At 63.3% G+C, this 15,353-nt stretch carries 17 protein-coding genes; 7 read left to right on the top strand and 10 right to left on the bottom strand.

Features of this window, described 5'->3' with window-relative positions; genetic code table 11:
* The first annotated feature begins 1 nt into the window (after position 1).
* Complete coding sequence (ribB, locus tag GH983_RS03675) at positions 2–1,102, top strand: 3,4-dihydroxy-2-butanone-4-phosphate synthase (protein WP_054148930.1); 1,101 nt, start codon at positions 2–4, stop codon at positions 1,100–1,102.
* Between the two features lie 124 nt (positions 1,103–1,226).
* On the opposite strand, the gene GH983_RS03670 is transcribed toward ribB, so the two are convergent.
* From GH983_RS03670 to GH983_RS03655, 4 genes are all read right to left on the bottom strand, one after another.
* Positions 1,227–1,925, bottom strand: a complete 699-nt coding sequence (locus tag GH983_RS03670) for an RES family NAD+ phosphorylase (protein ID WP_069041973.1) — start codon at positions 1,923–1,925, stop codon at positions 1,227–1,229.
* A 1-nt stretch (position 1,926) separates the two neighbouring features.
* Positions 1,927–2,361 (bottom strand): antitoxin Xre-like helix-turn-helix domain-containing protein, encoded by a 435-nt coding sequence (locus GH983_RS03665; RefSeq protein WP_153761655.1) that lies wholly within the window; start codon positions 2,359–2,361, stop codon positions 1,927–1,929.
* A 120-nt stretch (positions 2,362–2,481) separates the two neighbouring features.
* On the bottom strand, positions 2,482–2,841 hold the full coding sequence (locus tag GH983_RS03660) for a GNAT family N-acetyltransferase (protein WP_371418468.1): 360 nt from the start codon (positions 2,839–2,841) through the stop codon (positions 2,482–2,484).
* A gap of 86 nt (positions 2,842–2,927) precedes the next feature.
* Entirely contained in the window at positions 2,928–4,115 is a 1,188-nt protein-coding gene (locus tag GH983_RS03655) for a winged helix-turn-helix domain-containing protein (protein WP_153761653.1), read from the bottom strand.
* A gap of 174 nt (positions 4,116–4,289) precedes the next feature.
* On the opposite strand from GH983_RS03655, the gene GH983_RS03650 reads away from it, so the two are divergent.
* From GH983_RS03650 to GH983_RS03630, 5 genes are all read left to right on the top strand, one after another.
* The gene (locus tag GH983_RS03650) at positions 4,290–4,970 is read left to right on the top strand and encodes an energy-coupling factor ABC transporter ATP-binding protein (RefSeq protein ID WP_153761652.1); all 681 of its coding nucleotides are present in this window, start codon (positions 4,290–4,292) and stop codon (positions 4,968–4,970) included.
* Positions 4,964–5,569 carry an energy-coupling factor transporter transmembrane protein EcfT gene (locus tag GH983_RS03645; protein ID WP_153761651.1) on the top strand — a complete coding sequence of 202 codons (606 nt, stop codon included), beginning with the start codon at positions 4,964–4,966 and terminating at the stop codon, positions 5,567–5,569. The genes GH983_RS03650 and GH983_RS03645 overlap by 7 nt, the downstream gene beginning before the upstream one ends.
* A 32-nt stretch (positions 5,570–5,601) precedes the next feature.
* Positions 5,602–6,165: a biotin transporter BioY gene (locus GH983_RS03640; protein ID WP_153761650.1), complete on the top strand. Its 564-nt coding sequence runs from the start codon at positions 5,602–5,604 to the stop codon at positions 6,163–6,165.
* 82 nt (positions 6,166–6,247) lie between these two features.
* On the top strand, positions 6,248–7,273 hold the full coding sequence (locus GH983_RS03635) for a DUF4424 domain-containing protein (RefSeq protein WP_246727487.1): 1,026 nt from the start codon (positions 6,248–6,250) through the stop codon (positions 7,271–7,273).
* Positions 7,274–7,501: 228 nt separating this feature from the next.
* The gene (locus GH983_RS03630) at positions 7,502–9,517 is read left to right on the top strand and encodes a methyl-accepting chemotaxis protein (protein WP_194842778.1); all 2,016 of its coding nucleotides are present in this window, start codon (positions 7,502–7,504) and stop codon (positions 9,515–9,517) included.
* Positions 9,518–9,609: 92 nt separating this feature from the next.
* Here GH983_RS03630 and GH983_RS03625 read toward each other — a convergent pair whose 3' ends face one another.
* The 3 genes from GH983_RS03625 to GH983_RS03615 form a co-directional block, all read right to left on the bottom strand.
* Positions 9,610–9,867 carry a DUF2188 domain-containing protein gene (locus GH983_RS03625; RefSeq protein WP_153761648.1) on the bottom strand — a complete coding sequence of 86 codons (258 nt, stop codon included), beginning with the start codon at positions 9,865–9,867 and terminating at the stop codon, positions 9,610–9,612.
* Positions 9,868–9,875: 8 nt separating this feature from the next.
* The gene (locus GH983_RS03620) at positions 9,876–10,283 is read right to left on the bottom strand and encodes a hypothetical protein (RefSeq protein WP_153761647.1); all 408 of its coding nucleotides are present in this window, start codon (positions 10,281–10,283) and stop codon (positions 9,876–9,878) included.
* Between the two features lie 147 nt (positions 10,284–10,430).
* Complete coding sequence (locus tag GH983_RS03615; protein ID WP_054148921.1) at positions 10,431–11,033, bottom strand: superoxide dismutase; 603 nt, start codon at positions 11,031–11,033, stop codon at positions 10,431–10,433.
* 195 nt (positions 11,034–11,228) lie between these two features.
* Between GH983_RS03615 and GH983_RS03610 the strand changes: the two genes are divergently transcribed.
* On the top strand, positions 11,229–11,543 hold the full coding sequence (locus GH983_RS03610) for a hypothetical protein (protein ID WP_153761646.1): 315 nt from the start codon (positions 11,229–11,231) through the stop codon (positions 11,541–11,543).
* Positions 11,544–11,548: 5 nt separating this feature from the next.
* Here the strand turns inward: GH983_RS03610 and GH983_RS03605 are convergent, their stop codons facing one another.
* From GH983_RS03605 to dxs, 3 genes are all read right to left on the bottom strand, one after another.
* Positions 11,549–11,890, bottom strand: a complete 342-nt coding sequence (locus GH983_RS03605; protein ID WP_153761645.1) for a YkgJ family cysteine cluster protein — start codon at positions 11,888–11,890, stop codon at positions 11,549–11,551.
* Between the two features lie 3 nt (positions 11,891–11,893).
* Entirely contained in the window at positions 11,894–13,078 is a 1,185-nt protein-coding gene (locus GH983_RS03600) for an MFS transporter (protein ID WP_153761644.1), read from the bottom strand.
* Between the two features lie 311 nt (positions 13,079–13,389).
* Positions 13,390–15,309, bottom strand: coding sequence for a 1-deoxy-D-xylulose-5-phosphate synthase (dxs, locus tag GH983_RS03595; RefSeq protein WP_153761643.1), 1,920 nt, complete (start codon positions 15,307–15,309; stop codon positions 13,390–13,392).
* Between the last annotated feature and the right edge of the window lie 44 nt (positions 15,310–15,353).

Raw genomic sequence — 15,353 nt, 5'->3', positions numbered from 1 at the left:
CATGAGCTATGACCAGAAGCGCGTCGTCGAGGCGATCCGCGCCTTTGAAGCCGGCGAGATCGTCGTCGTCACCGACGATGACGGCCGCGAGAACGAAGGGGACTTGATTGTTGCGGCCGTTCACTGCACCGCCGACAAGATGGCCTTCATCGTGCGCCACACCTCGGGCATCGTCTGTACGCCGATGCCGAAGGAAGAGGCCAAGCGCCTGAACCTCTCGGCGATGGTGGCGGAGAACGACAGCGCGCATACCACGGCCTTCACCGTCTCCGTCGACTTCAAGCACGGCACGACAACCGGCATTTCGGCAGACGACCGGACGCTGACGGTGCGGAATCTAGCCAACCCGAATGTCGGCCCTTCAGATTTCGTTCGCCCCGGGCACATCTTCCCGCTGGTCGCTCGCGAAGGCGGGGTTCTGATGCGCTCGGGTCATACCGAAGCCGCCGTCGACCTTTGCAAGCTTGCGGGCCTGCCACCGATCGGCGTCATCTGCGAACTCGTCAATGACGACGGCACCGTGACGCGTGGCCAGCAGGTTGCCGATTTTGCCGTGAAACATGGCTTGAAGCAGGTGTCGGTCGCCGACCTCATCGCCTATCGCCAGCGCAAGGAGACGCTGATCCAGCTGGTCTCCAAGTTCGATCTGCAGACGCCCTATGGCGCGGCCAAGGCCTATGCCTATTCCCTGCCCTGGGACCCGATGCAGCATCTCGCCGTCGTCTTCGGCGACATCCGGGACGGCGAGGACATTCCGGTTCGCCTGCATCTCGAGCATGTCGGCCAGGATGTCTTCGGCACCAACCGGCAGGTCGATGGCATCATGAAGCGGATCGCCGACAAGGGCCGCGGCGTGATCGTCTATCTGCGCGAGGGGTCCGTCGGTGTGGGTGTCTCCACCACCGCACGCAGCGGCAAGCATGACCGCGAAGATCATTCGGAAGCCCAGGCACGCGAAAGCGAATGGCTGGAAATCGGGCTCGGCGCGCAGATCCTGAAGGACCTCGGCGTCACCTCGATCCGGCTCTTCTCGTCGCGCGAGCGCCACTATGTCGGGCTCGAAGGTTTTGGCATCAAGATTTCGGCGACGGAGATCGTCTGAGGGCCTTGCCTCTCGATTGATGCGATGTGGCGGCTGACAGCCGCCTGATCACCCCACCCCGGACCTTCGGTCCGACCCTCCCCCTCAAGGGGAGGGTGGAGTGACCCGAGTGCCGCCGAAAAGCTCAGAACCCGATCGGCCCCTCGATTACCGGCTCTGGCCTGCCTTTCCAGCTCAGCCGCCAGACGTCCCCCTGGCGCACCGACTGGACGGCAGCGGGCCGCAATATGGCAAAGCAGGTTCCGCTATCGTGGCGGACTGACGGGTAGACGATGCCGTTCAGCCCGGACCGTCTGGCTTCGAGGGCCAGGCGGTTGCCCTCCGGGTAGCCGAGCGCCTTATCCAGCGAGAGCGCCGGATGATCGGGCAGCGTCCTCAGGTCGAGGAACTCTCCCGACGTGCTGCAGAGCATTTCCGCATAATCGGCCACCGCTTCATAGACGCCCGTTCGTGACAGGAATTCCGTCATGTGAAAGGCGATTTCGGCGAGGCATGTGTCTACGCCGAGCGCCGCATACCAGGCACCCCGGGTCTCACCGTTGAAGCGATTGGGTTCGCGCGGCTTGGCATAGGCGAAGCTAGCATTGATGAAATGCGCATGCGGCACGTCATAGACGAGTTCGTTGGCAGCCAGCCCGGAAATACCTGTTGACTGGGCCTGGATGCGGGTCGACGTGGCCGCCTCGATCTCGGCGAGTTCGGCGAGTTCATCGGCCGTATCGGCGAGTGGCGCGAGCACGGCTTGGCGCAAGCGTGCGGTGGAGACGAGACGCACGGTCCTTGGATAGGCGACAATGCTCACCGGAACGCCGGCGACCTCCAAGTCAGAGCCCCCCGCGCACGGCGTCGAGATAGCGGCGCACTTCGAGCATATGCGGGATCCCGCCCTCGATCATTGCAGCGACGGGCGTGCGGCGATCAAAGAGCGGCCCGGTATTCTCCAGCATCGGCCAGCGGTCGGCCATGGCATCGACGAAGAGCAGATGCAGGGCCTTGTAGATGCCGGTCAGCGCCGAGATCCGGGTCATCTGGTCCTGGCTCAGGGTTTTCGAGACGCTCTCAGGCTTCAACCGTTCCCAGGTGCTGAGCGAGACTCCGAGCAAGGCCGCCGCCTGCTGGCTCGTCAGGTCCCAATGAATGACCAGACGGCGAAAGGCTTTCAGCGCAGTCGCCGAAAGACGTTTCCGATCGGCTTCGATCGAGAAGCCCTGAGGCGGAGCGGCATCCGAGACGGCCTTGCGTTCGACGGCATGGAGCATAATCGACATCCTTCAAGTGACATATTAAATATGCGTCATTTGAAGGTCTTTTCAAGTGCACGGCAACACTGGGGCCAACAAAGTGGACATTGTGGAACGCCGGCGGCGGCTTGTCCGGCCTCAGATCACCCGCCGCGCCATGCCGACCGAACGCGGCGCAGTCTCGTCGAAGCCGAACTGGCTGTAGAGGCGGTTTGCCGGCACGTCGGCGATCAGGCTGACATAAGCCGTATTCGGCAGCGTGGCGATGAAGTCGGAGAGCGCCGCCATGATCCATTTCGCGAGCCCCCTGCCCTGATGCGCGGGCAGGATGGCGATGTCGGTCACCTGGAAGAAGCAGCCGCCATCGCCGATGATGCGGCCCATGCCCACAGTCTCGTCTCCCAGCATCAGGCTGACGCCAAAGATCGAGTTCGGCAGGCCTTTTTCCGCAGCTTCGCGGGCAAACGGCGTGAGGCCGGCTTCAACGCGAAGACGCATGTAGTCGTCGACGGCGGGCACACGGGGTTCGATGCGGTAGGCGCTGTTGTCGGTCACGTCTGGTTTTCCTGTTGATTGTGTCTTGATCAGCCGAGCCAGCCGGGCTGCAGGCGCACGGTTTCCATGCCGGCAAAGCGGGCGATACGCTGGAGTTCGGCTTCCAGCTTATCGAGGCGACCGGCCGTCGGCTTCACGCCTGGCTCCAGCCAGAGGCGGCGGACATCGAGAAGACCTTGCCTGCGTTCCGCCTTCATGTCGATGCGACCGATCAGGCGGTCGCCCTCGAGCAGCGGGAAGACGTAATAGCCATATTGCCGCTTAGGCTCGGGCACGAAGACTTCGATGCGGTAGAAGAAGCCAAAGAGGCGTTCGGTGCGGTTCCGGTCGCGGATCAGGGGATCAAAGGGCGAGAGCACGCGGATGCGGGCCGGCGGCTCGGGAGCGTCGAGGAGCGATGCCACGTGGTTCGCGAAGGCAAAGGAGGCGCGCGGCTTGCCGTCGACGGTTTCCAGTTGCAACTCCTGAAGTTCGTCGCGATGGGCGGCGACCCAGGCCTTGGCCTCGTCGGGAGTGACGATATCGAAAAAGGCGGCGATTTCGCCCGAGGTGGCGAAGCCGAGGCGGGTGAGAGCTGCCCGGCAGGCCCAGTCGACGAAGGTTTCGTGGTCGACTTCGGCGGTGTGGTGTTCGGTTGGGATCACGCGTTCGGAGAGGTCATAGACCTTCTGGAAACCCTCGCGGCGCGCAATCGACAGTTTGCCGGTATGCCACAGAAATTCCAGCGCCGTCTTCGAGGGATGCCAGTTCCACCAGCCACCGGACTTGTGGTCCTCGGCCTTCACGTCACGGGCCAGGACCGGACCGTGGTCACGGATGCGGGCATAGGTCTCATCGAAGGCCTGATCGAAGCCCTCCCCTCGCCACTTCGCCCAGTTCTGCCGGATGCGCTCTTCACGTCGGACGAAGCGGTGCTTCCAATAGGGGAAGAAGGCCGAGGGAATGACGGAGGCGTCATGCGTCCAGTGTTCGAAAAGCGAGCGATCCTTCTCAAGAAGGTGCTGCAGATCTTTCGGCCGATAGGTCTGGTTGCGGGAGAACAGGATCTGGTGATGGGCGCGCTCGACCCACTGAATGCTGTCGACCTGGACGAAGCCGAGATCGTGGATCAGGTCGTAAAGACCCTGACGCCCGAGCGCCTTTGTCGGCGAGCGGGACAGGCCCTGCCGTTCCAGGAAGATCTTTCGCGCGAGCGTGTTGGGGACGGGAATCGTCATGGCTGAGAGGCTAGGACATGTTCGCGGTTTGTTCAATGGGCGAAAACTTGTGGTAGTGGAGAGCTGCCGCGTCAGGCCGCGTCACGGTCGGCATGTTCTAAGATGTACTGGTCTCTGGCACCATGATCTCTGTCGGTCTATAGGATCACGGACTGCCCTCGGAGAATCTCCGCCTTGCATATCCGTTTCGATCAGGCCGAATTGCGCTTCGGCGACCGCGTGGCTCTCTTGCCGCTGTCGCTGTCGCTCGTCGAGCCGCGCATCGGCGTGATCGGGCTTAATGGTTCGGGCAAGACGAGTTTCGCGCGGCTTATTGCGGGCCTCGCCAAGCCGACATCGGGCACGGTGATGCTGGACGGGCTCGATACCGTTACCGACGAAAAGGCGGCGCGGGCGAAGACGGGATTCATCTTCCAGAACCCGGGCCATCAGATCATTTTGCCGGTCATTCGCGAGGATATCGCACTCGGGCCGAAGGCGCGGGGGCTGGCCGCTCCCGAGGTGGATCGACTGGTGGATGAGGTCCTCGCCCGGTTCGGGATCAGCGATCTCGCGGCGAGGCGTCCCCACGAGCTATCGGGCGGTGAGCTGCAGTTAGCGGCGCTTGCAGCGGTCTGCGTCAACCGTCCGGAGGTCGTGATCTTCGACGAGCCGACCAACCAGCTGGACCTGAGAAACCGCGCCCGCGTCAAGGTGGCGATCGACGGGCTGGCCGAACAGGCCGTGGTCATCAGCCACGACCTCGATCTGGTGACGGATTTTTCCCGCGTGCTGGTCTTCCACGAAGGGGCGCTCGTCTTTGACGGGGAGGCTACCGAAGCAATCGCCCGCTACCGGGAGATCGCCGGATGCTGACGAGCCTGCATGTGGAGGGCCGGAGACTTCTCCATCGCATCCCCGTCAAGCCAAAGCTGGTCGGGCTGATGGCTTTCGGGCTGGCGCTCTATCTTGTCCATCAACCGCTCGCCCTGACCCTGGCCCTGGTCACCACCGGCACTCTCTATCTGTCGACCGGTGTCGGCCTGTCGGAAGGATTTCGGCGGCTGAAGCCGGTCCTCTTCACCATCGCCTTCCTCGCTGTGGTCAATCTCTTGCTGCTGTCGCCGCAAGAGGCCCTCGTGATCACGCTCAGGCTCGTTGCGATCCTGTTCCTCGCGGCTGCCGTTACGGCTTCCACTAGCATTGCCGACTTCATGGCCGCCGTCACCGATCTTGCCCGACCACTCGAGCGGCTCGGGCTCCTCAAAGCCGCCGATCTCGGTCTCGCGCTCGGGCTGGTGCTGCGTTTCGTGCCGGAGATTGCCGGGCGTTACGAAGCGCTGAAAGAGGCACATGCGGCGCGCGGCATTCCGGTGAAGCTCTCGCGCATGCTCGGGCCCCTCATCATTTCGACGTTGAAGGATGCCGATCGGATCGCCGAAGCGATTGACGCCCGGGGGATTAGGGGTCAGTAAAAACCCCAGAAAGTTTACCGGGGACCCGTTCAATGACCACCAGAGACATCGTGCTCGCCGCCCTCTTCACCGCGATCATCATCGTGCTCGGCTTCATTCCGCCGGTGCCTATCCCGCTGCTGCCGGTGCCGATCACGGCGCAGTCCATGGGCGTCATGCTCGCCGGCTGCATCATCGGGGCCAAACGCGGTGCGGCCGCCTATGCCCTGCTCGTCGTGCTCGTCGCCGTCGGCCTGCCGGTGCTTTCGGGTGGTCGCGGTGGCCTCAACGTGCTCATGGGCCCGACGGGCGGTTACATCTTCGGCTGGATCATCGGTGCTTTCGTCACTGGCTTCCTCGCCGAAAAGCTCGTGCGCGAAGGCCAGTCGGCTGCCAAGCAAATGGCCGGCTTCTTCATTGCCTCCATCGTCGGCGGGATCGGGGTGGTCTATCTCTGCGGCATGCCGTGGCTCTCGGTCGCGGCCGGCACGCCCTTCGACAAGGTCGTCCTGGGCTCGCTCGCCTTCATTCCCGGTGACCTGGTCAAGGCGGCCATCGCCACACTTGCAGCGCGCGCCGTGCTCGTCGGCTACCCGCTTCTGCCGGCCCGCGCATAACACCCAGAAAGCGTCGTTCAAGAATCGAAATGCCACTGTTAAGGTGGCATTTTCCGTTCTGGGGTCTGGGGGATTTCGAACCGTGACGACCGTGCCGACACTGATCTTGGCCTGCGCTCTGCAGGCACTCGCCACAATGACAGTTCTCGCCAATGACTCCATGGCGACGTTGGAAGCAGGCGGTCTCGTCTTCACGCGCAGCGACGAGATCACCATGGCAAAGGAAGATCTCTACATCTCGCCGGAGAAGGTGCAGGTGAAATACCTCTACCGCAATACCAGCGACAAGCCGGTCAGCACCATCGTCGCATTCCCGATGCCGAAGATCGGCGGCCCCATCGAGATCATGTCTGCGGTGCCTGACGAGCAGAGCGACAATTTCATGGACTTCTCGGTCGTTCAAGACGGCAAGGAAATCGAGCCGAACTTGCAACAGCGTGTGCTCGTTCGCGGCATCGACTTCACCGCAGATGTCGAAGAGCAGGAAATCCCGCTGCAGCCTCTCCTCAAGGAAACGACGGAAGCGCTGAAGACGCTGGAACCCGATGTTATCGAGGATTGGCTGGCCAAGGGCCTGATCGCCGACATCAATTACGGCACGGGTGGCGAGGCTTCTCCGGAATATGTGCCCGTCTGGGAACTCGAATCCATCTACTGGTGGGAGACGACCTTCCCGGCCGGCGCAGACGTTGAAGTCGAGCATCGCTATCGCCCGAGTGTCGGCGGGAGTGCCGGTCTCGTATTCATGTGGGACGGCAAGCCATCCGATGCCTATGCCGAGTACCAGGAGCGCTATTGCGTCGATGACAACTTTCTGAAGGCTGCGATCAAGCTGGAGAAGAAGCAGAACCCGGATGCCGGGATCTACTATTTCGAGCAGTGGCTCTCCTACATCCTGACCACAGGCAACAACTGGTATGGACCGATTGGCGACTTTCGCCTGACCATCGACAAGCTAAACCCGGACTCGATCGTCAGCTTCTGCGGCCAAGGCGTGAAGAAGACCGGGCCGACGACATTCGAAATGCGCGCCAAGGACTTCTATCCCGAGCGGGATCTCAACATCCTGCTCGTGGTGTCCAACAAGGTTGCCATGCAAGATCCGTAAAATGGTCGCATTTGCCACCAAATTCGGCGACTGCGGTCATTCGGCCATGTCTTGGTAACGGCTTGTAAAATCGTTTCCGACAGGATTGCCAGCGATCGATCGTTTCCGGTGTCCCCCTGAGCACTCCATGATGGAGGCGCAAACGCCCGAACGGATCATGTCACCGCTGCATCTGGACGCCGGCATTCCGGCTGTCCCGCCATTTTCGCGCGCCCGAAAGTCATGATCATGTTCCTCAAAAACCTTTCGCTCAGCAAAAAGCTGATCCTCACCTTTTGCACCATCATGGCCGGATGTTTCCTGGCCTCCGTCGTCGTTTTCCTGCAGGCCTATACGGCCAAGTCCGCGCTGATCGATCAGGACCGCGCCCAGCGTATCGTCAATCTCGTCGACGCCGCGAAGACCGCGATGGCCGAGCAAGCTGCAAACGAACGCGGCTACCTGCTGTTCGGCAGCGAAAGCACGCTTGCCGCGGTGACCACCGAGCGTCAGGCCCTTGATGCAGCGATCATCGAAGCGAAAACGCTGGCGGCAAGCGACAATGCACTCATCTCCCGGCTTGATGCCATGCGGGCCGCCGCCGAAACCTATGCAAAACAGGTCGCCGATCCGCAGATCGCCGCTCGCAAGGCCGGCCAGACATCCGTCGAAGACATCGCGACGATCGGCAGCTCTGGCGCTGCGGGCGCCCTCGATTCCTTCCGGGCTGCGGCCGCCGACATCAAGACTTTGCTGGCAACGGAGACGGCGGCCACCCGCGCCCGTCTTGACGCGGCACATTTCGCCCTCGAACTGGCGCTGATCCTCGGTGCGGCCGTCGCCGGCGTGTTTGCGGTCGGGCTGATCTGGCTGCTTGCCCGCTCGATCGTCACGCCGATCACCGGCATGACCGATGCCATGGCCCGTCTCGCCGCCGGCGACCACGCCGTCGAAGTGCCGGCCGTCGACCGTGGCGATGAGGTCGGCCGCATGGCCAAAGCCGTGCTGGTGTTCAAGGATGCGGCCATCGAAAGCGCGCGCATGTCCGACGAGCGCCGCGCGATGCGCGAGCAGGCCGAGGCCGACCGCCAGAAGGCGGAAGCGGAAAAGGCCCGCGAGGCGGAAGAAGTGCGCTTCGCGATGACCGAACTCGCCAAGGGCCTCTCGGCACTCTCGGAAGGTGACGTCGTGTTCCGGCTCGAAAAGCCCTTCGCACCCCATCTCGATAGTCTGCGTGGCAACTTCAATGATTCACTCGAAAAGCTTCATGCGGCGCTGAGAACCGTGGGCGCCAACGCCCATGCGATCCACGCCGGTGCCGCCGAAATCCGCGCTTCCGCGGACGATCTTGCGCGGCGCACGGAACAGCAGGCAGCCTCTGTCGAGGAGACGGCCGCTGCCGTCGAGCAGGTCACCAAGACCGTGCGCGACACGGCCAAACGCGCCGAAGATGTCGGTCAGCTCGTCGACAGCACGCGTTCCGGTGCCGAACGCTCCGGTGAGGTTGTCCGGAACGCCGTTCAGGCGATGACGGAGATCGAGCAGTCGTCGCAGTCGATCTCCAGCATCATCGGCGTGATCGAAGACATCGCCTTCCAGACCAATCTCCTGGCACTGAATGCCGGCGTCGAGGCGGCCCGTGCCGGCGAGGCCGGCAAGGGTTTTGCCGTCGTCGCCCAGGAAGTGCGGGAGCTGGCGCAACGCTCGGCCAATGCCGCAAAGGAGATCAAGTCGCTGATTTCACGTTCGACCGCGCAGGTCGGCAATGGCGTGGCGCTGGTCGGCGAGACCGGCACGGAACTCGAAAAGATCGTCAGCGCCGTTCAGGAAATCAGCCACCATGTCGGCGCGATCGTCACCGCAGCGCGCGAACAGGCCACGGGTCTGCAGGAAATCAACCTCGCCGTCACCGCGATGGACCAGGGCACGCAGCAGAATGCCGCCATGGTCGAAGAGCAGACAGCCGCTTCGCATACGCTGGCGGCGGAGGCGGATTCGCTCAACACGCTGCTCGCCCAGTTCCGTCTGGGTCAGGGCGCATCAGCGGCCGCGCCTATCCGGACGCAGCACCGCGCAACGGCGCCCGCGTATGCGGCGCCCGCACCCGCTGCTCGCCCGGCACCGCGACAGCCGGCGGCTGCCTCTGCCGCCAATACGCCTGCCCCGTCGCCGGCGCGCGCGCTCGCGAGCAAACTCGGCCGCGCCTTCAGCATGGGTTCTGCGGCGCCCGCAGAACCGGCAAAGCAGGACTGGACGGAATTCTGATCGGCACGCGCCGGCGACCTTCCAGCGGAATCAGGAAAGCCCGTGGCTTGCGCCACGGGCTTTCCCTTTTGCCTGAACTCGAAACCGTCAGGCTACCGGTCGTCCTCGACATCATCGACGACGTCCGTCATGGGGCGGTCCGCACCGTCCGCATGTTCGTGATGCCACTCGCCTTCGGCGTCCTGCCAGCTGATTTCGGCGTCGCCATCGGCAAGCTGCTGGGCGCCTGCGGCCTTGCGGGCTGCAGCCACCGCTTCGTTGTGCGTCGGAAAGGGCTCAGAATAGACGTTGCCAAGACGATAGGCATAACCTTCGTCATGCTCCACGACGTGATAGGTGACCTTGACCATGGCCGGTCTCAGTTCCAGCGCCAGCGGCTGTCACGGGCCGGAGGAGTGGAATTGGCAAGCAGGTAGCCGACGATACCGCCGACGATGCCGAGCGTGATCAGGCCGGCGGAGGTGGCGGCTGCCGGATGACGGCGAACCACGCCAGCGACCGTATCGGCGCCTTCGCGAGCATAATCAGCCACAACATGGGCCGTGCGCGAGGCACCGTTGACGACGTCCGACGCCCGGTTGCGGATGTCATCGCGGTCGTAGCCGGTCACGGAAGAAGCCGCGCGGCCCGCTTCGTCCAGCGCTTCGGAGGCTCGGTTGCGCATGTTGCGGCTGCTGCGGCCCGCTTCGCGGCTGATCATGTCCTTCAGATCATTCATCTGTTCGCGCAGTTCACGAAGTTCTGCCTGGAGGTTGGAAGACGCCATGGTGATACCCTTTCCGTTGTTCGTGTTGTTGCCGAGGAAACGTTGCGAATGCCGGATGGTTCCATTTGCAGAATGTCAGAACATGGCAGAACCGAAAAACGCCCGGTGCGAGGCACCGGGCGTCAAAAAGCGCATTTTGCTGGACGATTACTTCGTCGCGGCTTCGTACATTTCCAGGACGTAGTCCCAGTTGATCAGGCTGTCGACGAAGGCTTCGAGGTACTTCGGACGGGCGTTGCGGTAGTCGATGTAGTAGGAGTGTTCCCAAACGTCGACGCCGAGGATCGGGGACGCGCCGTGGATCAGCGGGCTTTCGCCATTCGGGGTCTTGGAGATTTCGAGCTTGCCGTCCTTGACGGAGAGCCAGGCCCAGCCCGAGCCGAACTGGGTGGTGCCGGCTGCGACGAAATCGGCCTTGAACTTGTCATAGCCGCCGAGATCGCTGTCGACTGCAGCCTGAAGCTTGCCGGGCAGCTTGTTGCCGCCGCCATCCTTCTTCATCCAGTTCCAAAAGTGGATGTGGTTGTAGTGCTGGCCGGCATTGTTGAAGAGGCCGGCGTTCTTGCCGTAGGACTGCTTGACGACTTCCTCGAGCGACAGGCCTTCGAGGCCCGAATCCTTCAGGAGGTTGTTGCCGTTGGTCACATAGGCCTGGTGGTGCTTGTCGTGGTGAAACTCGAGCGTTTCAGCCGACATGAACGGTGCCAGCGAGTCGTAAGCATACGGGAGGGCGGGCAATTCGAAGGCCATGGTGAGATCTCCTTTTGGCAAATGGATTGCGGTTTGGCAGGTGACGGGAACATAGGTGCGGAACATCGCTCAGGCAACCTTTGCCCTTCCAAATTCCGGCCTCCAAGGGAAAGAAATGTCTTCCGTTTTTGGACTTGCACGACTTGGCGTTCCGGCCGACGCTCCGCGCCACAATGCACCCAACCGAGGTCCCCCATGTTCCGTTCCCACCCGCTTCTTGTGGCTACCGCGCTCGCCTTCATTCCCTTCGCCTCATCGGCGCTCGCCTCGTCGGGCGATGCCTGGGATGTCGCTGCCAAATGCACTGTGCTGGCCGAGAGCCGGATCGAGCAGCCGAAGGTGGTTGTCGATCCCTTCGGGACGGAGAGCTATGGCGTGGCGATCCTGACCGGCAAGGCCGTCGGGGCCGATGCGATCGTCAGCTCGATCTGCGTCTATGACAAGAAGAGCCAGGCAGCGGAAATCGGCGGGGAACTGCCGGCCGATCAGGTGACGATCAGCATCCCCTGAAGAGGTCAGGCCTCGTAGATATCAGGCTCCGGCAGGCCATCGATCGGAAAGCCGAACTCGGTGCGGGCGATCTTGCATTCCTCGTCGCCGGGCATGCAGGTGCGGCAGACATGCGGGCGCACGAGATAGACCGCGCAGCCGACATGTTTGCCGACCTCGCCGGTCAGCGCCGCACAACGCCCATTCTCGAACTTCATGCCGCTTTCGTCCTTGGCGATCATCGCTTCAGGGATGGCGGCGATCTCCTCATCGCTTTCCATGGAAAAGCGCGGCCAATCGGCGGAATAGGCGCAACAGGCGCCGCAGGCCTGGCAGTCGAAGATCTCGGGCGGAGAGGTTTCGAGCATGGCTCAGCGCCTCGCGGCGCGGACGCGCATCAGGTTCATGGCGAAGAAACCGGTGAAGCCCAGCATCAACAGGCCGACGAAGACAGGCCCGGCATCGACGGAGATCAGATCCATGGTCAGCCCCGTGCTGCCGGAGCCGGCGGCACTGCCGATGGCGTAGGCGAGTGCGAAAACGGCGGCACCCGAGACCAGCAGGCCACCACGAAAGCGCTCGCCGAGCAGGGTCAGCGCTGCGGTATAAAGCGAGAAGCTTGCAGCACCGAGGATCGAGATGGTGACCAGCAGCGCTGCCTGCGAGGTCATGAAGGGCAGAGCGAGGAAGGCGACAGCAGCGATTGCCGAGCCGGAGACGGCGATGACGGGCCGCGACAGCCGGTCGAGCAGCCAGCCGACAAAGGGCTGGGCGAGTGCCGTCGGCAGCGCCACCATGGTGACGACGAAGGCCGCAAAGTTCTGGCTGTAGCCGCGTTCGACGAAATAGAGCGGGATCATCGAGATCGCCGCGATATCCGAAAAGCCGAAGGCGACGACCATCAGGGTCAGGACCGGCGCCATTTTCACGAAAGTGAGGAGCCCGCCGGCTTCCGAGGCTTCCGGCTTGGTCTTGGCATAGCGACCGAGCATGACCGAGGCGAAGGCTACGAGGGCGACATAGGCCGCCGTCAGCGCGAAGGCGAAGCCGTCCTCGATGCCGAGAAGCGGAATGGCGAGCGGACCTGCGGCAAAGCCTGCACACATGCCAGCGCTATAGGCGCCGGAGACGCGGCCGCGCAGGCGGTCCGGACAGGCGGTGTTCAGCCAGGCCTCGGAAACCGTGTAGATGATGCTGGTGCAGAAGCCGAGTAGAAAGCGGGCGACGAACCAGACCCAGAGCTGGTCAAAGGCTGCGAAGGTGGCGAGGCAGACAGACACCCCGAGCAGCGAGGCCACGATCAGCCGGTCGCCGCGTATCCTCTGCGTCAGTCTGCCGATCAGCAGCGTCGACGAGGCGAGGCCGAGCGCAAAGACCGAGGCGTTCAAGCCCGCCATGCTGGAGGAGACACCCCGGCTTTCGAGGATCAGCGAGATCAACGGATAGGTGAGCCCCTGCCCCACAGCAAAGGCGGTGACGCCCAGAATGACAACCGCGATCGCCGCCCAATCAGGCGCGATGTCGGCTGCGATATCCGTGGTGCGTGCCGTCTGCATGGAGCCTCCGAGGCGCGCTTCAGCGCCCGTCGATTGAAGGTCCGGTCTAGCGGGGCGTTTGGGGGAAGTCCAGAGAGGGAGGCGAGAGCGTCACGGCTATCATGCCTGTAACAATACCCCCCTCTGTCACTGCGTGACATCTCCCCCACAAGGGGGGAGAGCGGAGCGCCACGTATGACGCTGCGTTTAACGCCCTCAAAGGCGGGCAATAGGCCGGCCGGTCAGTCGCTCTCCCCCCATGTGGGGGAGATGCCCGGCAGGGCAGAGGGGGGCTTGCCTGAGACAGGTTAGGGTCGCATCAAACCCATAGGTCAACCCGCCGCAATAACCCCCGGCACGTCCTGGCCCAACGCCGCGAAAACCGTCTTCAGGATGCCGGCAGCATCCAGGCCGGCCTTGGCATACATGGTTTCCGGCTTGGCCTGGTCCATCCAGACATCGGGGAGCACGAGCGAGCGGACCTTCAGGCCGTTGTCGAGCAGGCCCTCGTTGACGAGGAAATGCATGACATGGCTGCCGAAGCCGCCGACGGCGCCTTCTTCGACGGTCACCACCACCTGATGGTGGCGGGCGAGCTGGCGGATCAGGTCGTGGTCCAGAGGCTTGGCGAAACGGGCATCGGCAACCGTGGTCGAGAGGCCTGATGCGTCGAGGTCTTCGGCTGCCAGCAGGCAGTCGGCCAGACGCGTGCCGAAGGAGAGGAGTGCGACCTTGGAGCCCTGCTTGACGATGCGGCCACGGCCGATCTCAAGGATTTCGCCGCGCTCCGGCATCGGTACGCCCACACCTTCGCCGCGCGGATAGCGGAAGGAGATCGGACCTTCGTCATAGGCAGCTGCGGTCCGGACCATATGCTTCAGCTCTGCCTCGTCGGCCGCGGCCATGACCACGAAGCCGGGGAGAGCCGCAAGGAAACCGGTATCGAAGGAGCCGGCATGGGTCGGGCCATCGGCGCCGACGAAACCGGCGCGGTCGATCGGGAACCGGACCGGAAGCCCCTGAATGCCGACGTCATGCACGACCTGGTCGTAGCCGCGCTGCAGGAAGGTGGAATAGAGCGCGCAGAATGGCTTGAAACCTTCGGCTGCGAGGCCAGCCGCAAAGGTCACCGCATGCTGTTCGGCAATACCGACATCGAAGGTGCGCTCGGGGAAGAGCGACTGCAGCTTGTCGAGGCCGGTGCCCGAGGGCATCGCAGCTGTGACGCCGACGATCTTCTCGTCACGGCGGGCTTCCTCGACCAGCGCATCGGCGAAGACGGCGGTATAGGCCGGCGCATTCGGCTTGGCCTTGGCCTGGGTGCCGGTGATCACGTCGAACTTGTTGACCCCGTGATACTTGTCGGCGGCGGCCTCTGCCGGAGCGTAGCCCTTGCCCTTCTGGGTCACGACATGGATCAGCACGGGGCCCTTGGCATTGTCGCGGACATTGCGCAGCACAGGCAGAAGGTGATCGAAGGAATGACCGTCGATCGGGCCGATGTGGTAGAAGCCGAGCTCTTCAAACATGGTGCCGCCGGTGACGTAACCACGGGCGTGCTCAACGGCGCGGGTGATCGCGCGGTCGACGGTCTTGCCGAGATAGGCGGTCAGTTTCTTGCCGAATTCGCGGAAGCCCATGTAGCTGCGGCCGGAGGCGAGGCGCGCGAGATAGGCGCTCATCGCGCCCGTCGGCGGAGCGATCGACATATCGTTGTCGTTGAGGATGACGATCAGGCGAGCGTCGAGGGCGCCGGCATTGTTCAGTGCCTCATAGGCCATGCCGGCGGACATGGCGCCGTCGCCGATCACGGCGATCACCTTGCGGTCAGTCTTCGACAGCTCGGCCGCGACCGCCATGCCGAGGCCTGCGGAAATCGAGGTCGAGGAATGGGCCGCGCCGAAGGGGTCGTATTCGCTTTCCGCGCGCTTGGTGAAGCCGGAGAGGCCGTCTTCCTGGCGCAGCGTGCGGATCCGCTCGCGGCGACCGGTCAGGATCTTGTGCGGATAACACTGGTGTCCGACGTCGAAGATCAGCCGATCATCCGGCGTTTCGAAGACCTTGTGGATGGCGATCGTCAGCTCGACGACGCCGAGGCCGGCGCCCAGATGCCCTCCCGTTTTCGACACCGCGTCGATCATCTCGTCGCGGACCTCGCGCGCCAGCTGCGGCAGATCGCGATCCTCAATGGCCTTCAAGTCTTTCGGGAGCTTGACCTTGTCCAGGAGCGGGGTATCGGGCAGAGATGTCACGGGCTGATGCCTCTTCAGTCTGTTTGGATGCGCGATACCATCCC

The organism is Agrobacterium sp. MA01 (assembly GCF_009650195.1).
Classification (GTDB): domain Bacteria; phylum Pseudomonadota; class Alphaproteobacteria; order Rhizobiales; family Rhizobiaceae; genus Allorhizobium.
This window is presented reverse-complemented; position numbering and strand designations above follow the sequence as displayed.

Bases quoted from the DNA above. Each gene is read 5' to 3' on its own strand.
- ribB (WP_054148930.1), top strand. From the start codon at position 2: ATGAGCTATGACCAGAAGCGCGTCGTCGAGGCGATCCGCGCCTTTGAA.
- GH983_RS03665 (WP_153761655.1), bottom strand. From the start codon at position 2,361: ATGCTCCATGCCGTCGAACGCAAGGCCGTCTCGGATGCCGCTCCGCCT.
- GH983_RS03660 (WP_371418468.1), bottom strand. From the start codon at position 2,841: ATGCGTCTTCGCGTTGAAGCCGGCCTCACGCCGTTTGCCCGCGAAGCT.
- GH983_RS03655 (WP_153761653.1), bottom strand. From the start codon at position 4,115: ATGACGATTCCCGTCCCCAACACGCTCGCGCGAAAGATCTTCCTGGAA.
- GH983_RS03645 (WP_153761651.1), top strand. From the start codon at position 4,964: ATGCTGACGAGCCTGCATGTGGAGGGCCGGAGACTTCTCCATCGCATC.
- GH983_RS03640 (WP_153761650.1), top strand. From the start codon at position 5,602: ATGACCACCAGAGACATCGTGCTCGCCGCCCTCTTCACCGCGATCATC.
- GH983_RS03630 (WP_194842778.1), top strand. From the start codon at position 7,502: ATGTTCCTCAAAAACCTTTCGCTCAGCAAAAAGCTGATCCTCACCTTT.
- GH983_RS03625 (WP_153761648.1), bottom strand. From the start codon at position 9,867: ATGGTCAAGGTCACCTATCACGTCGTGGAGCATGACGAAGGTTATGCC.
- GH983_RS03620 (WP_153761647.1), bottom strand. From the start codon at position 10,283: ATGGCGTCTTCCAACCTCCAGGCAGAACTTCGTGAACTGCGCGAACAG.
- GH983_RS03615 (WP_054148921.1), bottom strand. From the start codon at position 11,033: ATGGCCTTCGAATTGCCCGCCCTCCCGTATGCTTACGACTCGCTGGCA.
- GH983_RS03610 (WP_153761646.1), top strand. From the start codon at position 11,229: ATGTTCCGTTCCCACCCGCTTCTTGTGGCTACCGCGCTCGCCTTCATT.
- GH983_RS03605 (WP_153761645.1), bottom strand. From the start codon at position 11,890: ATGCTCGAAACCTCTCCGCCCGAGATCTTCGACTGCCAGGCCTGCGGC.
- GH983_RS03600 (WP_153761644.1), bottom strand. From the start codon at position 13,078: ATGCAGACGGCACGCACCACGGATATCGCAGCCGACATCGCGCCTGAT.